Source organism: Fluviicola sp. (assembly GCF_039596355.1).
Classification (GTDB): Bacteria; Bacteroidota; Bacteroidia; order Flavobacteriales_D; family Crocinitomicaceae; genus Fluviicola.
The window spans coordinates 911,358-930,556 of record NZ_JBCNJW010000001.1 but is presented as its reverse complement, the minus strand read 5'-3'; the positions used below and the strand labels follow the sequence as shown (position 1 = coordinate 930,556).

At 43.9% G+C, this 19,199-nt stretch carries 17 protein-coding genes; 8 read left to right on the top strand and 9 right to left on the bottom strand.

The features are described from left to right. Positions 1–30: 30 nt before the first annotated feature. From ABDV94_RS03890 to ABDV94_RS03880, 3 genes are all read left to right on the top strand, one after another. Positions 31–1,605 (top strand): S8 family peptidase, encoded by a 1,575-nt coding sequence (locus ABDV94_RS03890; protein ID WP_343604930.1) that lies wholly within the window; start codon positions 31–33, stop codon positions 1,603–1,605. Positions 1,606–1,669: 64 nt separating this feature from the next. Beyond that, a complete protein-coding gene (locus ABDV94_RS03885) occupies positions 1,670–2,149 on the top strand; it encodes a nuclear transport factor 2 family protein (protein WP_343604928.1) in 480 nt (159 codons plus the stop codon). Positions 2,150–2,357: 208 nt separating this feature from the next. After that, the gene (locus tag ABDV94_RS03880) at positions 2,358–3,644 is read left to right on the top strand and encodes a hypothetical protein (RefSeq protein WP_343604926.1); all 1,287 of its coding nucleotides are present in this window, start codon (positions 2,358–2,360) and stop codon (positions 3,642–3,644) included. Between the two features lie 142 nt (positions 3,645–3,786). Here ABDV94_RS03880 and yidC read toward each other — a convergent pair whose 3' ends face one another. After that, the gene (gene yidC / locus ABDV94_RS03875) at positions 3,787–5,742 is read right to left on the bottom strand and encodes a membrane protein insertase YidC (protein ID WP_343604924.1); all 1,956 of its coding nucleotides are present in this window, start codon (positions 5,740–5,742) and stop codon (positions 3,787–3,789) included. 80 nt (positions 5,743–5,822) lie between these two features. Continuing rightward, positions 5,823–7,445 carry a CTP synthase gene (locus ABDV94_RS03870; protein ID WP_343604922.1) on the bottom strand — a complete coding sequence of 541 codons (1,623 nt, stop codon included), beginning with the start codon at positions 7,443–7,445 and terminating at the stop codon, positions 5,823–5,825. A 43-nt stretch (positions 7,446–7,488) separates the two neighbouring features. Between ABDV94_RS03870 and ABDV94_RS03865 the strand changes: the two genes are divergently transcribed. Next, entirely contained in the window at positions 7,489–7,677 is a 189-nt protein-coding gene (locus ABDV94_RS03865; RefSeq protein WP_343604920.1) for a hypothetical protein, read from the top strand. Positions 7,678–7,762: 85 nt separating this feature from the next. Here ABDV94_RS03865 and ABDV94_RS03860 read toward each other — a convergent pair whose 3' ends face one another. Further along, on the bottom strand, positions 7,763–8,044 hold the full coding sequence (locus ABDV94_RS03860; protein WP_343604918.1) for a hypothetical protein: 282 nt from the start codon (positions 8,042–8,044) through the stop codon (positions 7,763–7,765). A gap of 167 nt (positions 8,045–8,211) precedes the next feature. Further along, the gene (locus tag ABDV94_RS03855) at positions 8,212–9,120 is read right to left on the bottom strand and encodes a polymorphic toxin type 23 domain-containing protein (protein ID WP_343604916.1); all 909 of its coding nucleotides are present in this window, start codon (positions 9,118–9,120) and stop codon (positions 8,212–8,214) included. A gap of 128 nt (positions 9,121–9,248) precedes the next feature. Here ABDV94_RS03855 and ABDV94_RS03850 point away from each other — a divergent pair, with 128 nt between their 5' ends. Continuing rightward, a complete protein-coding gene (locus ABDV94_RS03850; RefSeq protein ID WP_343604915.1) occupies positions 9,249–10,304 on the top strand; it encodes a histidine kinase in 1,056 nt (351 codons plus the stop codon). After that, complete coding sequence (locus ABDV94_RS03845) at positions 10,301–11,080, top strand: response regulator (protein WP_343604914.1); 780 nt, start codon at positions 10,301–10,303, stop codon at positions 11,078–11,080. Before ABDV94_RS03850 ends, ABDV94_RS03845 begins: the two co-directional genes overlap by 4 nt. Before the next feature lie 74 nt (positions 11,081–11,154). Here ABDV94_RS03845 and ABDV94_RS03840 read toward each other — a convergent pair whose 3' ends face one another. Continuing rightward, positions 11,155–11,988, bottom strand: coding sequence for a S1-like domain-containing RNA-binding protein (locus ABDV94_RS03840; RefSeq protein ID WP_343604913.1), 834 nt, complete (start codon positions 11,986–11,988; stop codon positions 11,155–11,157). 126 nt (positions 11,989–12,114) lie between these two features. Here ABDV94_RS03840 and ABDV94_RS03835 point away from each other — a divergent pair, with 126 nt between their 5' ends. Further along, complete coding sequence (locus ABDV94_RS03835) at positions 12,115–12,612, top strand: DUF6265 family protein (RefSeq protein WP_343604912.1); 498 nt, start codon at positions 12,115–12,117, stop codon at positions 12,610–12,612. Between the two features lie 10 nt (positions 12,613–12,622). On the opposite strand, the gene ABDV94_RS03830 is transcribed toward ABDV94_RS03835, so the two are convergent. Further along, positions 12,623–12,895 (bottom strand): hypothetical protein, encoded by a 273-nt coding sequence (locus tag ABDV94_RS03830; protein WP_343604910.1) that lies wholly within the window; start codon positions 12,893–12,895, stop codon positions 12,623–12,625. A gap of 5 nt (positions 12,896–12,900) precedes the next feature. Continuing rightward, positions 12,901–13,707 (bottom strand): universal stress protein, encoded by an 807-nt coding sequence (locus ABDV94_RS03825; RefSeq protein ID WP_343604909.1) that lies wholly within the window; start codon positions 13,705–13,707, stop codon positions 12,901–12,903. Between the two features lie 168 nt (positions 13,708–13,875). Between ABDV94_RS03825 and ABDV94_RS03820 the strand changes: the two genes are divergently transcribed. Beyond that, positions 13,876–15,015, top strand: a complete 1,140-nt coding sequence (locus tag ABDV94_RS03820) for a metallophosphoesterase (protein ID WP_343604907.1) — start codon at positions 13,876–13,878, stop codon at positions 15,013–15,015. Positions 15,016–15,060: 45 nt separating this feature from the next. On the opposite strand, the gene ABDV94_RS03815 is transcribed toward ABDV94_RS03820, so the two are convergent. After that, positions 15,061–16,947, bottom strand: coding sequence for a SprB repeat-containing protein (locus tag ABDV94_RS03815; RefSeq protein ID WP_343604906.1), 1,887 nt, complete (start codon positions 16,945–16,947; stop codon positions 15,061–15,063). A gap of 79 nt (positions 16,948–17,026) precedes the next feature. Further along, positions 17,027–18,949 (bottom strand): lamin tail domain-containing protein, encoded by a 1,923-nt coding sequence (locus tag ABDV94_RS03810; RefSeq protein ID WP_343604904.1) that lies wholly within the window; start codon positions 18,947–18,949, stop codon positions 17,027–17,029. Between the last annotated feature and the right edge of the window lie 250 nt (positions 18,950–19,199).

Genomic DNA, 19,199 nt, shown 5'->3' with positions numbered 1-19,199 from the left:
ATTCCTCTTAAAAAAAGAACTTAGATAGACATGAAGAAGAGAATCATCACATTGTCATTGGCCTTATTTTCCTTAGGTGTAATGAATTTTATTTATGGTCAGAAAGTAGAAGAAATCAAGAACTGGTATAACGGCCCGACTCCGGGAATGAATACTGAAAAAGCTTATTCTACACTGAAAAAACAAAAATCAACCACCGTTATTGTAGCTGTCATTGACTCGGGAATCGACATCGAGCACAAAGACTTACAGGGGAAAATCTGGACGAATGAAGACGAGATTCCAAACAATGGAATTGATGATGACAACAACGGTTATATCGATGATGTCCATGGATGGAACTTCCTGGGAAGCCCGAACGGAGAAAACCAAAACTATGCGCGTTTGGAAAAAACGCGGATCTGTGCAGATTTACATGCGAAATTCAACGGGAAATCCGAATCAGATATTTCCAGTGCAGACAGATCGGATTATACCAAGTACAAGCAGTTGCTGAAAGACATCGAAGAGGAGCGCAACCAAAACCTGCAGGCTTTGGAGCAATACAAACAATTGGAGCAGATGCTTCCTGCACTGAAGGCGAAATTGGTTGAAAGACTGGGAGAAAACTTCACGGAAGAAGACGTTCAGAAGATGAAACCTGAATCACAGCAGGATATGCAGTTGAAGCAGATCGGTGTGTACATCGCAAGCGGACAGCTGACAGAAGAAAATATCAAAGAAGCGTTGGATCATTTCCGTGCAAGTGCCGATTACCAGTTGAACATGGAATACAACGATCGTCAGTTTATCGGAGACAACCCGGACGATTTCAATGATACACGTTACGGAAACAACGACGTAGAAGGACCGGATGCCTTGCACGGAACTCACGTAGGTGGTATTATCGGAGCGGTAAGACACAACGAACTGGGTGGTGACGGTGTTGCCGAAAACATTAAATTGATGTCTATTCGTGCCGTTCCGGACGGAGATGAGCAGGATAAAGATGTGGCAATGGCCATCCGCTATGCGGTTGACAACGGTGCTTCTGTAATCAATATGTCATTCGGAAAAGCATATTCCAAGCATCAGAAAGAAGTATACGAAGCGATGGCTTACGCAGATTCAAAAGGAGTTTTGCTGATCCACGCAGCAGGAAACGACGGTGTGAACCTGGACGATAATCCGAACTTCCCTACAAACGAATACTCATTCCAGACAAAACCATTGGACATGTACGTATGTGTAGGAGCTTCCACACGAGATAAAAAACATCTGGCAGCTGATTTCTCTAACTTCAGCTCCCGTCAGGTAAATGTTTTTGCACCAGGATACGAGATTTACAACACCATTCCACAAAGTGATTACAAAATCCTCCAGGGAACTTCCATGGCTGCACCGATGGTTACGGGAGTTGCTGCGTTGTTGAAATCTTACTTCCCAAGCTTGTCTATGAAAGAAATCAAAGACATCATGCTGGCATCTGCAAAACAATACAAAGGAACCATGATCCCTTCTCCGGGAACAGGAGAGTCCGTTGATTTCGGGAAATTGTCTACGACAGGAGCTGTAATCGACGTAGCTGCCGCAGTAAAAATGTGCCAGGCTAAAGTGAAGAAGTAATTCAAGAATCACGTATATTGCATACCGTCCCGCTTTATGAGTTGGGGCGGTATTTTTTTTGCTTATGAAAAAACACACATTCCTCTTTGTCGTTTTGGTGGGTTTCTGGTTTATCTCCGGGTTCACTGCACCGAAAGTGAAAGTATCTGAAACAGAAACCATCGATCTGTTAATTGACAACTGGCACAAAGCTGCTGCAGAAGCAAACTACGCCAACTATTTTGGCGTGATGGCCGATAATTTCATTTTCCTGGGTACGGATCCTTCCGAAAGATGGAACAAAGAGCAATTCAGTGCTTTCTGTAAACCGTATTTCGACAAGGGAAAAGCATGGGATTTTCGCAAAATAGAACGCCACATTGAAATTTCAAAAGACGGAAAAACGGCCTGGTTTGACGAAACAATCAACACCTGGATGAAGGATTGTCGTGGAAGCGGTGTATTGGTAAAATCAGGCAAAGAGTGGAAGCTGGTTCAGTATAACCTGGCCGTACTGATTGAAAACGATAAAATACAGGATTTCATTCAGTTGCGGGATAAGTAGTCTCATGTCCTGTCGAGTTTTTCAATGAAATTGAAAAGTATCGAGGCGCGGACTTGTAGGAGTTTCGCCTTATCCTCGATACTTCTTCACTCGTACCTCATTCGAAACTCGGATGGACAGGCTTAGAATACAACTATCACAATAATCGTTAATGACTGGTAAGCTTGGTACAGGTTTTGTAACTTGTATAAGCGTTAAAACACCAGTTATGAAAAAGTTGATTTATTTGGGGTTGATCATGGTAACAGGGTTATCATTCAACACATTCGCTCAGGATTCCGACAGTACGGGAATGCCTGGAGACAACTTTGATTTGCAGGGAGCTCTCCAGCTTTTTAAGCAATCTTCCACGTTAGAAGAGTTTGAAAAAAAACTGAACACCGAATCCAATGCGGTGAACAACCTGGATTTAAACGGGGATAATCAAATTGACTACATCCGTGTGATCGACAAGAAAGAGGGAGACAACCATGCCATTATGCTGCAGGTTCCTGTAAACAACAAAGAATCCCAGGATGTCGCTGCGATTGTCATCGAAAAACGTTCCGCTTCAGAAGCTCAATTGCAAATTATCGGGAACGAAACACTGTATGGAGATGAGAAAATCATGGAACCGGTTCAGGACATGCCGGTTAAAAAAACAGGCCCGGATGCTTACAATGCTCCGGCTGCCGTTATCTTCGTAAACGTTTGGGGCTGGCCCTGCGTTCAATACATTTATGATCCCTGGTACAGTCCGTGGTACTCTCCATACTACTGGGATTATTATCCATCCTGGTGGTATCCGTGGAGACCACTCTACTGGAACGTCTATTATCAACGGGTTTATCCATACCACGGATGGTGTCAGTACACGACCTATTACCAGGTTCCTTACGCACACCAGATTTATAAAAACGGGTATACCAACAGTGCTTACGTGAAAAGCAGATACGAGCCTCAACGCACGGCTTATAAAAACAGAAATACCAGCAATCAATCTGCGAATGCAGGAAACGGAAGGGGAAACAACCCGACCGCAAATCAGAACGGAACTATCAATACGAATGTCAGACCAATGGTACGGAATGAAGGTGTGAGAAACGAAGTTGTCCGACCTTCAACAACAACGAGTCCTGCGGGACAACAGGGAGCGGTGGTTCGCGAGGTCCCGAGACCTATCAACCGTGGTGATGGTATGATCAATAGCGGAACTAACGGTACGAATCCGAACGGCGGATTCAATACCAGCAGTCCGCGTACGGCAGACCCTGTCAGACGAGATCCGGGTATGATTCAGCAGCAACCACAACAACAACCGCAGCGTCAGATTGAACGAATGCCACAGCAACAGCCGATACAACAAAATCCGGGTCGAATTCAAATGGAACCGCGTCAAAATGCTCCGGTATTCAGACAAAACATTCCGGACCGTCCGATGATGAACAGCCGACCAATGGGCGGTGGTGGAGGCGGAGGAGGCTTCCGCGGCGGTATGGGCGGTATGAGAAGATAACCTGTACAACTTGTGGCATTGACTCCGCTCAGCCGACAAGCAGTATAAAACACAAAAAACTCCCGGCGTTTGATCACCGGGAGTTTTTTTATATTCTTACTTCAACTAAAAAGGCGGGATTCAGTATCCCGCCTTTTTAGTGTTATTTCTTTTTCGTTCTGTTTTTTGCTTGTTCCTGCTGTTGTTTCTGCAGGTCTTCCAAACGCTGCATGAAGCTGGATTTTTTCTTCGGGCTGGTTGCCTTCTTAGCAGAGTTTGTTTGTGCTTCTGCCATTTTCGCTTTCAGTTTATCTTCATCTACGAAGAATTTCTTGATCACAAACATCAGGATGATGGTCATCAAGGTAGAGATGAAGTAATAATAACTCAAACCGGAAGAGTAGTTGTTGAAGAAGAAAATCATCATCACAGGGAAGAAGTACATGATCACTTTCATGTTCGGCATTCCCGGCTGTTGCTGCTGTGTCATGTTAGACGAGTTCAAATGCGTATACAACAAGGTTGTTCCGGCCATCAACAAGGTAAACAACGACATGTGGTTACCATACAGCGGAATATACGTTCCGAAATCCCAGATAGAATCGAAAGATGATAAATCTTCTGCCCAAAGGAATCCTTTTTGTCTCAGGGTAAATGTTGCCGGGAAGAAACGGAATACCGCCAGCAAAATCGGCATCTGGATTAGCATTGGTACACAACCTGCCAACGGAGAAGCCCCTGAAGCACGGTAGAGCGCCATCATATCCATCTGCTTTTTCATCGCATCTTCTTTCTTCGGATATTTCGCGTTGATTTCGTCAATCTGCGGCTTGAGGATTCTCATTTTAGCAGAAGAAACGAACATTTTCCACTGAATTGGCATCAACACCACTTTCAGGATGATTGTCAAAAGCAAAATCGCGATTCCCGCATTCAGACCGAAGTTCATCAGGAATTCAAATACAGGCTGTACCGCATACAAGTTAATCCAACGGAATAACCCCCAACCCAGGTTCAGGATATCATCGTAATCTTTGTCGTATGCTGCCAGTGTATGGTAGTCATTCGGACCGAAATACCAGCTGAAGCTTACCGTGCCGTCCTTCACGGACGTCAATCCCAGGTTCAGTTTCGACTGGTACTTACGAATGTGTGTAAAGTATTTTTCTGAACCTTCCTTGTAATTCGTAGAAGTGAACTTGGTTCCGGTTGCTTTGAAACCGTTATCAGCATCCAGGATAGAGGAGAAGTAGCTTTGTTTGTAAGCCACCCATTTCATATCCGCTTCAGCCGTTTTGTATGCTTCTGCTACTTCACTGTTCCAATCCAGCTTTCCTGCTGTAGACTGGTAACAAATGGTAGAAACCTTGCGCTGCTCTGAAAGCAATCTTTCCGAACGCAACATTTCCATCTGCCAATCCAGCAATACGGAATTAGGAAGGATGTTTCCGGACAAATCTTTCAACTGGATCGTGTACCCTAAATCATATCCACCTTTCAGTGTATAAATGAAATCAATGGAACCACCCGCAACCTCATGTCTGAACACGATTTTGTTTTTCGATTTGGAGACCATTTCGAACGCTTTGTTCCCGGTTGCATACTTCTTTCCGTCAATATTGAAAATCAACTGGTTTTTTTGATCACCGTCCTTGAATAAGTAAAGCGGAGTCAGTTTCCCGTCTTTTTTCGCAAAGTTGACATACGATTCGTATTCTTTCAACTGAACGGCAGAAACAATTCCTCCTTTCGTGGAAAAGTCTACAATCAGTTTCTCAGACTCCAGGCGGAAAGTTTCTCCTTTCGTCAATACATTGGAAGGAACCTTTGCACGCGCAACGATTGCAGTATCCTGCTTCGTTTTTTGATTGATGTAAACCAAACGACCTTTCTCGTCCTTCATCTGGTTTCCTTCTTTATCTTTTTTAGGTACCAGAACCGGCTTGTTTTTGTCGGCTTTTTCAATCGAATCCGCTTCCTTTTTAGCTTGCTCCGCTAATTCTTTTTGCTCTTTTTCTTTTTGTGCTTTGACCTCTTTTTCACTTGGCTGGCTCATGTATGTAAACACTACCAATAAAGCACCAATAAGCGTAAGACCAATGACTGTATTCCTATCCATTCGCGTTTATTATTTTATTTAGTTGCCTGAACAACCAGCTGTGCTGATTCATCCGAAGCGGTGTTTTTTATGTTTATCAATCAGTTCTCAACTGATTTCTGATTCTCAATCGCAGCTTTCACAAAAGCAACAAACAACGGGTGCGGATTATCTACCGTACTTTTGTACTCCGGGTGATACTGTGCTCCTACAAACCATGGATGCCCAGGGATTTCAACTACTTCCACCAATCCTGTTTCCGGGTTTTTACCAGTTGCAATCATTCCTGCTTTTTCAAAAGCATCCAGGTATTCGTTGTTGAATTCGTACCGGTGACGGTGTCTTTCCTCAATCGATTCGGTATTGTATGCAGTAGCAACTTTCGTGTTCGGTTTCAACTGACATTTGTAAGCCCCCAAACGCATGGTTCCGCCCATGTTTGAAATGCTTTTTTGTTCTGCCATCATCGAAATCACCGGGTATTTGGAATCTTCTGCAATTTCTGTTGTATGTGCGTCTTCGTAACCCAGGACGTGTCTCGCGAATTCAATCACCGCACACTGCATTCCCAGGCAAATTCCGAAGAAAGGTACTTTGTTTTCACGGGCGTAACGCACCGCTTCAATTTTTCCGCTGATTCCTCTGGAACCGAATCCCGGTGCAACCAGGATTCCATCCAATCCGGCCAGTTCGGACTCAATGTTTTGTTTGGTCAATGACTCGGAGTGAATCCATTTCACGTTCACACGTGCTTCATTGGCAACGCCTCCGTGAATGAATGCTTCGGAAATGGATTTGTAAGAATCTTTCAATTCGACGTATTTCCCAACCAAACCGATGTTTACTTCTTTGGTCGGGTTTTTCAAACGTGTCAGGAATTCTTTCCATTTAGACAATTCCGGGGAATTTTTAGAAGGCAGTCCGAGTTTTTCCAATACGACCTTATCCAATTCCTCTGCCTGCATCAAAAGCGGCACGTCGTAGATCGATTCAGCATCGCGCGACTCGATTACTGCATTCATGCTCACGTTACAGAATTTCGCAATCTTCTTACGGATTGTCAAATCCAGTTCATGCTCCGTACGGCAACATAGAATATCCGGCTGAACTCCAAGCTCCAGTAACTGTTTAACTGAGTGTTGTGTTGGCTTTGTTTTTAACTCTCCGGCAGCAGATAAATACGGAATCAATGTCAGGTGAACCACCAGACAGTCTTTTTCAAATTCCCACATCATCTGACGCACTGCTTCCACAAACGGAAGGGATTCAATATCACCGACTGTTCCACCGATTTCGGTAATCACAATATCAAATTTCCCGGTTTTCCCCAGAATTTGAATGCGCTCTTTGATTTCGTCTGTAATGTGCGGAATGATCTGAACCGTTTTCCCCAGGTACTCTCCTTTACGCTCTTTATCGATAACACTTTGGTAAATGCGTCCGGTAGTTACGTTGTTTGCCTGTGAAGTAGGCACATTTAAGAAACGTTCGTAATGTCCCAGATCCAGGTCGGTTTCAGCTCCATCATCCGTCACGAAACATTCTCCGTGTTCATACGGGTTCAATGTTCCCGGATCGATGTTAATGTATGGATCTAATTTCTGGATCGTCGTAGAGTAACCGCGTGCCTGAAGCAATTTCGCCAAAGAAGCTGAGATAATTCCCTTACCCAAGGATGATGTTACTCCCCCGGTTACAAATACGTATTTTGTTGAATTGGACATATATAAAAATTGTAACTACGGGGCGCAAAATTACATCAAATAAATGAATAAACACGAATGTTCTATGCGCTTTTTCAGAAATAAAGGTGAAGTGCTGATTTCTCCATTCATATGCGATAAAAATATCGGTGAACAGAACCTGGAATTGAGAATTCCGGTAGTTATCGGGGCGTGGAGGATTTTAAAAGGATTGCCTGAACGCTGGTACAAAACCAATTGTCATAAAATATGAAGAGAGAAGCAGATTCGCCCCTCTCTTTTATGATATATACGTTTTTGATTGATTACCGGTGCGTTAACCGTTGTTTCGGCATCATTTAATTCGATGTTGGAGGAATGGAATGATAAAAGTCGATTGTTTGACCTTCCAGACAGGCAAAGAAGTGATCTGCTCCATTAACAGTTACCTGTGCACCGAAATGTTTGGAATTGCCTTTACTCGGATCAGTTCCGAACGTCTTGTTATTAATCGTAACGATTCCATCGCTGCTATCAAGTGCCATTTGCAATGACTTGGACACATCAATTGCTTGTGTTTGGTTTTCATTTCCGCCATTTAATGCTCCGTAAACAGCGAATTTTACAGTAAAATTTGACATAACTTATTGTTTTTAAGTGAATATTGGTTGAACAAAGTTATCTCATGGAGAGGTGATTTTTCAGGGTAATAATAACTGGTTGTGATAATCCGGTATTAATGCCTGCCTACATTACAAGCGACAAAGAACAGGTTTCAAAAAACACTTTTAACGATGAAATGACGTTTTTAATAAGGAAGCCCGTCATTCAGGAAAGTTTGGAAGTAAAACAGCGGTTTTCGCGCTTCTTTCCGTGAATAAACGTTGTTCCCGTTGTCGTCCAGGCGCGGATAGTGCGGGGTGTTCCGTTTCATGCTTTTCGGGAAAAAGATCAGATCGTGACTGATTTTGTTCTGGAAGATATGCCGGATTTGTTCGCTATCCCAGCCCACGCGGCCACCCGCAACCTGCATTCCTGTGAAGCGGTATTTCATTTCTCCGTACAACATGCCATGATTCAGTTTTCCATAAGGTTTAGAGGTCAAATCCCGGATTCCGTTCGGCGCATCCGGTCGCGGCGTTCTGTCCCAAACCGTTCCGCCGGTTTCTCCGGTCCAGATAGTAAGTCCCAAACTGGCTTTATACAAACTGTCGCGGTATGAAAACACCAACGCTCCGGTACGGAAACGGTCTTTGGCTTGTCCGGCAAACACATCGTTTTCAAGCAGAATGTCGACGCGTTTGATTCCAAGGTTCCACGCGCCGGATCGCTGCGAGGTTCCGATCCGGTCAAGATACCAGTAATGTGCATAACCAATCGAGTAGGAAGAGGTGCTTTGATGCAAGGTTCCATCCCAGTCCATGTTGACCGGGTTATCCGGTCTTCCAAACATTACCACCGCCCCCGTGCTGATGCGTAGCTCTCCGAAATTCCGCCGGTTTCCGAGATTGGTCAAAAAATAACGCGAGGTCAGCCCGGCATTAACCTGCAGGTATTGATTTCCGACGTATGAATCCAGCTTGACTCCAAAAGTGTTTTGATGTGATCCGAACGCAATCAAAAGTGTTGCTTTGACTCCTGCATGAGGAATCCACCTGTTTTGGGCAGACACTGGTTTACAGGCACAAATGAAGAGTAATAAAAGGATCCGGTTCATCGAAAACGAATGTACAATTTTCAGACCGAAATCGCTTGTTTTCCTGAAATATGTCCGATCACCACGGTTAACTGCCGTTTATTCCAAATAAGCGTTTTTCGCATCGTATTTCGGTTATCTTTGGTTTTATGTTTAAAGCCAGAAAGACTTATTGGTTAGCCCAGATCGGTGGTTGGGCTTTACTTTCGCTGCTGATTTTTTCGGCATCTACTTTCTCCAATCAAAAGATTGAGTTGAAAATGATGCTGATTTCGACAGGCTGTTTCTTTGTTTTCGGAATTACGCTGACGCACTTAATGCGTTACTTTTTTATCCGGATGGGATGGCTGAATATGCGTCTCACCAACCTGATTTCCCGCATCCTGATCACTTCACTGGTTGTGGCCGGAATCATGGCGTTTTTGAATAACCTGACGTCACATTTTCTCCTGAATATCAACTCCAGAGAACCTATTCCCTTCAAGTTTTCCTTCCTGGAATTCTCATTGGAATGTTCTGCCACCCTGATTTTCTTCATTTTGTGGAACGGTGTTTATTTTACGTTTCACTTTTTCAGACGTTCCAAGGAGCAGGAAGTGAACAACCTGCAACTAACGGCAAGCCACAACGAAATGGAATTGAAGAACCTGCGTTCTCAATTGAATCCGCATTTTTTGTTCAACTCCCTGAATTCCATTCGTGCACTGATTGATATTGAACCATACAGGGCACAGGAAAACATTACCAAACTATCCAACCTGCTTCGTAAATCACTGATTATCGGTAGTGAGCAATTGGTTCCACTGGAAGAAGAATTGCTGATTGTTCAGGATTACCTGGATTTGGAAAAGGTACGTTTCGAAGAACGTTTGAACGTGGTACTGGAAATTGACAAACAAGTCAATAATATTCTCATTCCGCCGTTTATTCTTCAAACCTTGATTGAAAACGCGCTCAAACATGGAATCGGGCAGCTGATCAATGGAGGCACTGTCTGGGTTCGTGCAAAAAAGACAGATCAGGTTATTCTGCTGGAAGTTGAAAACACCGGAACATTGCAGTCCAGTAAAAAAGATTCGATGGGAATCGGCGTTTCCAACACGCTGCGAAGACTGGAGCTTCAGTATCGCGGAAAGGCTAAATTTAATTTAAGACAAAACACCCCAAATACGGTTATAGCTATAATTGAAATTAAAGAAACATGAGAACAATAATCATTGATGATGAAAGACTTGCACGTGAAGAGTTAAAGAAATTGTTGAAGGATTATCACGAAATCGAGATCATTGACGAGGCGAAAAACCCGGAAGAGGGAATTGAGAAAATCAAGGCTTTGAAGCCAGATCTGATTTTCCTCGATATTCAAATGCCGGGAATGACCGGTTTCGACATGTTGAAAAAACTGGATGAAATCCCGCAGGTGGTGTTCGTTACTGCCTTCGATGATTTTGCACTGAAAGCATTCGAAGTCAATGCGCTGGATTATGTTTTAAAACCGGTTGACCCAGCCAGACTGGACGAAACGGTTAAAAAGCTCTTAAACAACCCGGAAGCAGATTTTCAATCTACGGCAAAGGCTCCCAAGATTGACCGTTCTTCGCGTCCGCTGACTATTTCGGATTCTATTTTCATCAAAGACGGGGAGAAGTGCTTTTTCATTTCCCTGGACAAAGTGCGTATTTTCGAAAGCGACGGTAATTACGTAAAGGTTTACTTCGAGAAAAGCAGACCATTGATTTTAAGATCCTTAAACAGCCTGGAAGAACGCCTGGAACCACAGCATTTCTTTCGTGCGAACCGCAAATACATCATCAACCTGAACTGGGTACAGAAAGTGGAAAACTGGTTCAATGGCGGGCTGCAAGTGGAACTAAAACCCGTGATTATTAAAACGTCGACCGGAGAGGAAATCCGCGAAGGTGAGAAAATCGAAATTTCCCGCAGACAAGCGATTAAGTTTAAGGAGTTGTTTTCGATATAACAGGTACTTCGACTCCGCTCAGTGACCTGTTATATAATCGTTTTGGGTTGACTGAGCGGAGTAGAAGCCAACCTTTATCCCTCAATTAACGTAATTCCATTTTCATGCAGGCTGATCAAACGTTGTTTGTAGAGGTTTCCAACCACTTGCTTGAATACTTTTTTAGACCAGCCGGTGCGGTATTGAATTTCTTCCGGATCGGATTTATCCGTTAAATCCAGGAAACCATCGTTGTCATGAAGCATTGCCAGGAGTTTCCGTGCCAATGTATCGATTTTATCATAACCGGCTGGCTGTAACACGATATCCAGCTTCCCGTCCGGACGAACTTTCTTCACGAATCCTTTCAGGGTTTCTCCCATACGGACTCTTCGGTGCAGGTCGTTTTTAAAAATCAATCCCTGGAATTGATTGTTCACCAGCACTTTCAGTCCCAAATCGGTGAATTCCCAGACCATTAAATCTACCGCGTCGTTTTCTTGTACTTCATCCACAACCGGTTTGATATACATCCCGATGCGGGAAGTTCCCACTAATCGCTGGGTAGCTTCGTCGATATACATGTAGATGAAATAGCTTTTGCCTTCTTCCAGAGGTTTCGGTTGTTCGCGGAACGGAATCAACAGGTGTTTTTCAACACCCCATTCTGCAAAAGCTCCGAACTGGTTTACTTCGGCAATTTTCAGGAATGCAAACTGGTTCACCAGAACTTTCGGAGTCAGCGTTGTAGCAATGATGCGCCCTTCCGAATCTTTGTACAAAAACACTTTTACCAGGTCATCGATCTGAAAAGACGGATCCACATACTTGGTAGGAAGCAACACGTCGTTTCCTTCTTCATCTTCGAGATAAGCCCCCGGACTTGTAAACCGGTCGAGGCGCAATTCATTATAAACTCCTAATTCCACGAAACAAAGGTAGCATTGTAAATGGATACTTAAAAATGTAATGAAAAATAAGATCGACCTTGCGTTTCCGGCTTCCTGCACGAATTCTCACATTTTATTCGCATTTTAGTATTCAAATTCCGATCTATGAAAAATGTACTACCCATATTTGTACTTGCTACGGCAGCGCTTTATTCCTGCCAAAACGACACCGTGACGCCCACTTCGAAAGAAAAAGAGAAAAGCAGGTTGGAAAGAGCAGAATGGTTGCTCGGAAGATGGGAAAACAACTCCAAAGAAGGAAATTTATCTGAAACCTGGGTAAAGAACGGCAACAATGCCTACACCGCAGAAACGTTTATCGTTTTGGGAAAAGACACGGTGTTCAAAGAACATTCTTCCCTCGAAGAAACCGGCAAAACACTTCAGTGCGTCATTACCATTCCGGATCAGAATGAGGCGAAGCCGGTGGTGTTTACCATGACCAAACAGGAAGACAACCTGATGGTGTTTGAAAATCCGAAACACGATTTCCCGACAATGATTCGTTACGAACACAAAGGAGATTCAACGATTGCTGAAATTTCAGGAATTCAGAAAGGAAAATTCGCCAAAGAGCGGTTTCCTATGAAAAAAGTCAAGTAATCCGTGAAAACTAGTAAATACCGCGGGTGATGATGTTGTAGATATACTCCTCATAAACAAAAGACTTCAACTCATCGATGTATTCCTGAAGCAACGAGAATGATTCCTTTTCAATAAAAGTACCGTTACAATAGTGAGGATCATCGGCTATTTCCGGAGGACAAAATGCGTTGATTGTTGCCAGATCATATGCGTAAAGATCAATTTCTCCGACGAACGATTCATCCGCAGGCGAAAAATACTCAATCTGTAAAACAGTTGAGCTGTATCTGCTACTGTCCAATACTTTTAGAAATACAAATTACCGGATTGTTTCGCCGCGATAATCATACACGGTAACTTCATTTCATTGGTAATCAATGATTGCGCGAAGTTGTCGAATTGAGGAAGCAGACTTTCGGAGTGATATGCAATGGCAATGATGTCAATTTTTTGTTCTTTCACATAGTTCATCACCTTTTTGGCATAACCACCACTGGAAGGAAGCAGGTTTACTTCACATTTCGCGCCTTTTTCATCGTATTTATTGCGGATCAGCAAGACGCGGTTTTTGGTTTGCTGTGAAAGCCCTTCGTCCGTATGCTTTTCACCGATTACGTGAACCGTTGCGTCAAAAATACGTGCCAAATCTCCTGCGGAACTCACAATCTGCAAACTCTCTTTTGTCAAATCGATCGGAACCACAATGTTTTTGATTTCCTGGTGTTTGGTTTCCTTCTGCACCACAATAAACGGAATATCGCAACTGGTAATGACCTTCATTGCAAAACTTCCGGTCAATTTCTGGAAGCCTTTTGCTCCGTGTGTTCCCATCAGGATCAGCTGCGCGTGTTCACGGGTTGCAATTTTATTGATGTCGGTAAAAATATCGCCTACCGTAACCAGTACAAACATTTCCACGCTTTCCGGAATGGACTTGTTTTTAACAATGTCCCACAGTTTGGCTTCGATAGTGGCGATTTTTGCCTGATTGTCGACCAGATGTAGCAACATGATGTCCGTTTTCACGTGCCTTCCAAGGAAGAGCGCATAATCCAAAGCAGTGTTTCCCACCTCCGTTAAATCATGCGGAACGATGTACAAATTTCGACTCATAGCAATTTATTTTTCACCAAAATAGGAAAAAAGTCGCTTGCTCAGATGCTTAAATTTTTAACATTTAGATGTTGATTGATTATTTCGCCTATTTTAACGAAGATTGGCTTCTGACGGTTTTTCTAAATCCTTATAGTCTATACCTTTATCCGTTGAAAAATTGAACCTATGTTTGGATTATTTCTGTTGTTGATTCTACTTGCCCAGGCAACATTTTCGTATATACTTTTTGAACACCACAATCTGTACCTGACCATCCTCGGGATTCTGCAGATTACCTTGTTTTTCGGAAGCATGATCATCATGATGCGCTATTTCCGCAACCGCAACACCGCCGACTACCGTAAAGGATTCAATGCGTTCGGTGTCATGATCTCTTCCGGCGTTCCGGCACTCGGATTTTTCCTGTTCGGGATCGTTTATCTTTTAACACATATCGCTTTCATTAAATACCTCGGTTACGGCGTTGCTTTGGCTATGTTTTTTGCCATTCTTGCCGGGATTATCTGGGGAAGATGGAATTGGAAAGTACACAGCATCGAACTGCCTTTTGAAAACCTTCCGGAAGAATCTGACGGATTGAAAATTGTCCAGATCAGTGATATCCACGTGGGGAGTTTCTTTCATAAATACGACAAAGTGGAACACGCCATCCGGATGATTAACCAGCTGGAAGCGGATTTCGTTTTCTTCACCGGCGACCTGGTTAACAACATCGCAGAAGAAATGTTTGGCTGGGAGCCGATTTTCTCTAAAATCCAGGCAAAAAAAGGAAAATTCAGCATCCTCGGAAACCACGATTACGGTGATTATGTTCCATGGGACAAAGAGGAAACAAAGAACTCGAACCTTTCCAAACTCATTTCCATCCACAAAGAAATCGGTTTTACACCTTTGCTGAACGAAGCGGTGGAACTGAGACCCGGATTCTGGCTTTTAGGCGTTGAGAACTGGGGAAAAGCGCCATTCAGACAAAGCGGTGAGCTGGGAAAAACACTGGAACACGTTCCACAAAATGCATTCAAAGTATTGCTTTCTCACGATCCTAGCCATTTTGACGAGCAGGTCACAAGTACCAATATTGATTTGACACTTTCAGGGCACACCCACGGCATGCAGTTCGGGATTGAGCGCTTCGGCATCAAGTGGAGTCCGGTTTCATTGCGCTACAAGAAATGGGCGGGATTGTATCATGTCGGGAAGCAATTCCTGTATGTGAACCGCGGCTTCGGTTATCTTGGGTTCCCAGGAAGGGTGGGAATTTATCCTGAAATCACAGAGATTGTATTGAGAAGTACACGGAAATAAAAAAAGGTCGGGGCTAAAATCATTCGCCCCGACCTTTTTATTTTCTTAATGAATGACCTGGATTCTTCCGGATTCGAAGGATTTACCAGCTACCAACAACTGGTAAACGTATGTTCCACCGGCCCACCGGTCAACGGGTACTTCTATTTGATCCATTTCGGGGGAAATGACTTCCTGCCAGATAATTTTTCCAAATAAGTCTGTCACAACAACCATTTTTTCAATTCCTTTCAGGTTCCCCGAAAAAGCAAATTGAACTGCTTCGGATGCCGGATTCGGGAAAACAGCTGCGAAAGAAGAAGAAGCATCCGCCTCTGAAATCCCTGCCGTAGATGAAATCACGAAACAACTGTCAGTCATACAATTATTGGCATCCGTCACTTCAACACAATACGTTCCGGGCATCCCCAGAATCTGGCTTGTTGTGGCATTATTCGACCAATCAAAGGTATACGGGTTCACACCGCCACTTACTGACAATGCAATGTTTCCGTTACAACTTGCACATGCGGCGTGTGTAATCACCGCAGAGAGATTAACCGCTGTGGGTTGTGTAATGGTGTACTGATTCGTGTAAACACAGTTATTGGCATCCAGAACATGTACATGATACGTTCCCGCAGTTAAATTGCTTGCTGTTAGTCCCGACTGGCTGATTCCGTTTCCTGTCCAGGAAATCGTGTATGGAGCAGTCGCACCGCTCACATTTACAGTTATTTCTCCATTATTTCCGGAATGACAACTCACGTTCGTATGCGTTTGGCTGACGTTGAAATTCGGAATGGAGATGATTTGGAATGTGGTATCTACGGAACAACCCGCTGCATCTGTAATTCCGACACCACAAGGTCCGGAAGGCAAGTTGATGACAGCTTGTGTGGTACTTCCGTTTGACCAGGTATAATTGATCGTTCCTGTACCTCCGGTCAGCGTCAGATCAATTGCCCCAATACCCCCGGGACAATCCGGCTGTGTGATTGCAGCATTCAGTTCCATTCCGGGATGAACCACTACGGTTGTTGTGTCCAATCCATTAACTACCGGACTGCTTGATTTGATCCGCACGTGGTAAGCTGCATCGGAAGTTCCCGCAGGAATCAATCCGTTGATTGTTCCACTGTTTGCCTGGCTGTTCACCGACCCGATGGTCAGGGGAGAAGCAAAGGAGCCGGAAGCATCCGATAATTCGAGGGAGTAAGTGTTTCCGGGATTAAATGTTCCCACAGCATTGAATGTGACCTGGATGCTATCACCTCTCAGAGACGAAACACAGATTGGATCGCCGGTTTGAACAGTAGCCGCACTGATGGTGTAAGGGACACCTGGTGACGAGTTTCCGTAAAACGTCGTATTGTTGATAATTCTCATTTTACCGAGAGAGCTGCTGGCATGCCACGCCACCAGGCGGAAAACAACACTGTCGGAAGGGGAGACCTGGATAGCGGTAGAAGGGATTATCATCAGGGAAGTCGTCGGATTTGTTGACGGGTTTAAAATGGCGTGAACAGTGGATGTTACCGGAACATAATTGTAGCCGGTTGCAGGAGATTTATATTGAAGCATACAGGAATCCGGGCCGGTGCCGGATCTTCCGAGAACCAGCAGCAAGCTGTCGATCTGAAACTGGGTAGTGTTATTTGCAGTTGCTGAAAACGTAAAATAGCGGTTTGCCGTAATAGCATCCGCAGCAGAAGTGTTTTGCCACTGACCGGAGTTGATCCCGTCTGTTGCTGTAGAAAATTGATTTCCGGCTCCGCGTGCGGGCTGGTTAAAGGTAACTCCCGGAGCGGCAGGAAGGGTTGCAAAATAATTGCCTGGAGTACTGATCCATCCGGAATAGGTATTCGGATTGAAAGAAGTTTGTGCCTTGATCGTGCTGAAAGCTGCTGAAACGAACGAGCAGATCAAAAAAGCAACTAATTGTTTTTTCATCTTTGATTTTTATAAACGATCAAAAGAGCCCCTCCACCAAAACGGAAGGACTCTTTCGAATGAGCAAATTTCCTGGTTATTACTTTTCTGCTTTCACCACGCGAAGTGTTTGGTTTTGAGAAGCAGAAGCGATACGAACGATATACGTTCCGGCAGCCAATTTAGACAAGTCAGCTTCCATACGGTGTGTTCCTTTTTCAAGGAGTCCGTTTTGAAGTGTCATTTGCGCTTTTCCTGAAAGATCAAACAATACTACAGAAACTTCTTCATCAGCTGTTGTGTTGAAAGTCAACATGACTGAACCTGTTGCAGGGTTAGGGAACAATTCAGCAGAAGCAACTGCAGCAGAAGTGTTCATGCTCCGACCCTGAGCACAGTTTACGTTTACAGCAATTTGTCCCGGAGTGGTGTTACAGTTGTTAAACGTACAGAAAGTACCTGTTACATTAATGACAGAGTTAGCAGAACCAACTTCGATATCTGCACAATTGTCAGCAGCACCAGAAATAGTTGCGTTTCCGGAAGCAACAGCGAAGCTGTAAGAAGAAGCTCCGTAGCTATCGTGAGTTCCTAAATTTGAAACATCATTCTGTGTCAATGTATCCCATTCTGTAGTCAATGTAGGGAAACCACCGATCCCGGCAAGATCCGGATTTGTTGTGATACCAGCGTATACACATCCTTTTCTAACCAATGTTTTGTTTTCAGTTGACCAACCGTAAGTTGCACTTGTAGAGTCATTATCTCTCCAGGATGATCCCGGATCGTTTCCTACTGAACCAAAGATATCAGCGACAGTAGAAGTGTTTCCGTTATACAATACCAATGCATCGTCTCCGTTAAACTGCAAGTTAGCAGAGTACATGTTCGGAGTTCCAGCCCAAGCTGTTGCAGATGGGTGAGCGATTACGAAAGTACCTCCCGCAACGATGGTTCCTGTCAAAGCGATCGTGTAAGTTGGAGTTCCGTCTGCACCGTTGTGGTATGCACGCAATTGGTAACCTGCAAGATCTACATCCGCGCAAGTACCGTTGTAAATTTCCAGGTATTTGTTGAATGCGTCTCCTTCAACGTATTCAGAGAAGAACAATTCCGGAGCTTTTACGCTTACACAAGCAGAAACCAATTGTTTCACACATCCTTCCAATGTAATCGGGCAGTACTGTACTTGCGGATAAACGTGTACGTATACTTTTTGAGTTGTAGCTTCACATCCCAATTCGCTTCCTACTACTACATAGTAAGTTCCGGAAGTTGCAGGAGAATAAGCATCCGACTGAGCACCGGAAATAATACCATCCTGGTTGTACCACTGGTAGCTTGGATCTGTAATTCCCGTCGTCGTCGTCAGTTGTGGCATCGTAGCTCCTGCACATACTACAGTTGCTCCTGATACGTTGATTGACGCTGTAGGCGTTCCGCAAGAAACTGTTGAACCACAAGAGAATGCGATATCGTCAATGCGGTACTGAGGGTTGGATGAAGATGTTCCAACCAATGTGCTTCTGAAACGGATACGCAGGTTTGCATTGTGTGCTCCTGCAGGCAATGCAACTCCTACTTTGTACCATTTTGAAGTTCCTGTTCCCGTAGGTAAAGCAGGGTATGTGATTCCCGTCCACGTAGATCCGTTATCAACACTGTATTCCAATACCAGGTAATCGATTCCTGTAGCTGCATTGGTGTTTTTGTTGATTCCGAAGAAAAGGGAATCGTTGCTGCGGCATCCTGCTGCGTTGATACCCTGCATTTCAAATGTTTCCTGTGCCTGGATCAAGGTGTTGTAACCTCCTGAAGCACCGGTGTAGCCAGTTGAAGGAGTTGTTGTTCTCATGTCTGCAGTCCCTGCATACGTAAGGGCTGTCAAATCAAAACTTCCCGCTGCTTCTCTTGCGCTGATTGTTTGAGTTCCGCTTCCTGCAGTTCCCATTGTTTCCAGTAATTGCCCGTTAGCGGCAAAACCGATAAGTGCCAATGCACCTGTTGCGAATAGTTGTTTCATTACAGTGTTTCTTTTTTTCATGACTGAAATGTTAAAGTGAATAGAATAATGGTTTCGAAACCAATGTAAATGTACAACGAGGTGATTTTGAGGGCGTAAATCCAAAAACAAGAATGTTTTAAGCTTTTTAAAAGAAGATTCGGATCTCTTAATCTTTGATCAATAAACAGCCCGATCTTTTTTAATACAACCGGTTGATTTTGAATCTTTTTATCCGGAAAACATCGTTCAGCAAAAAGCGGATCGGTTT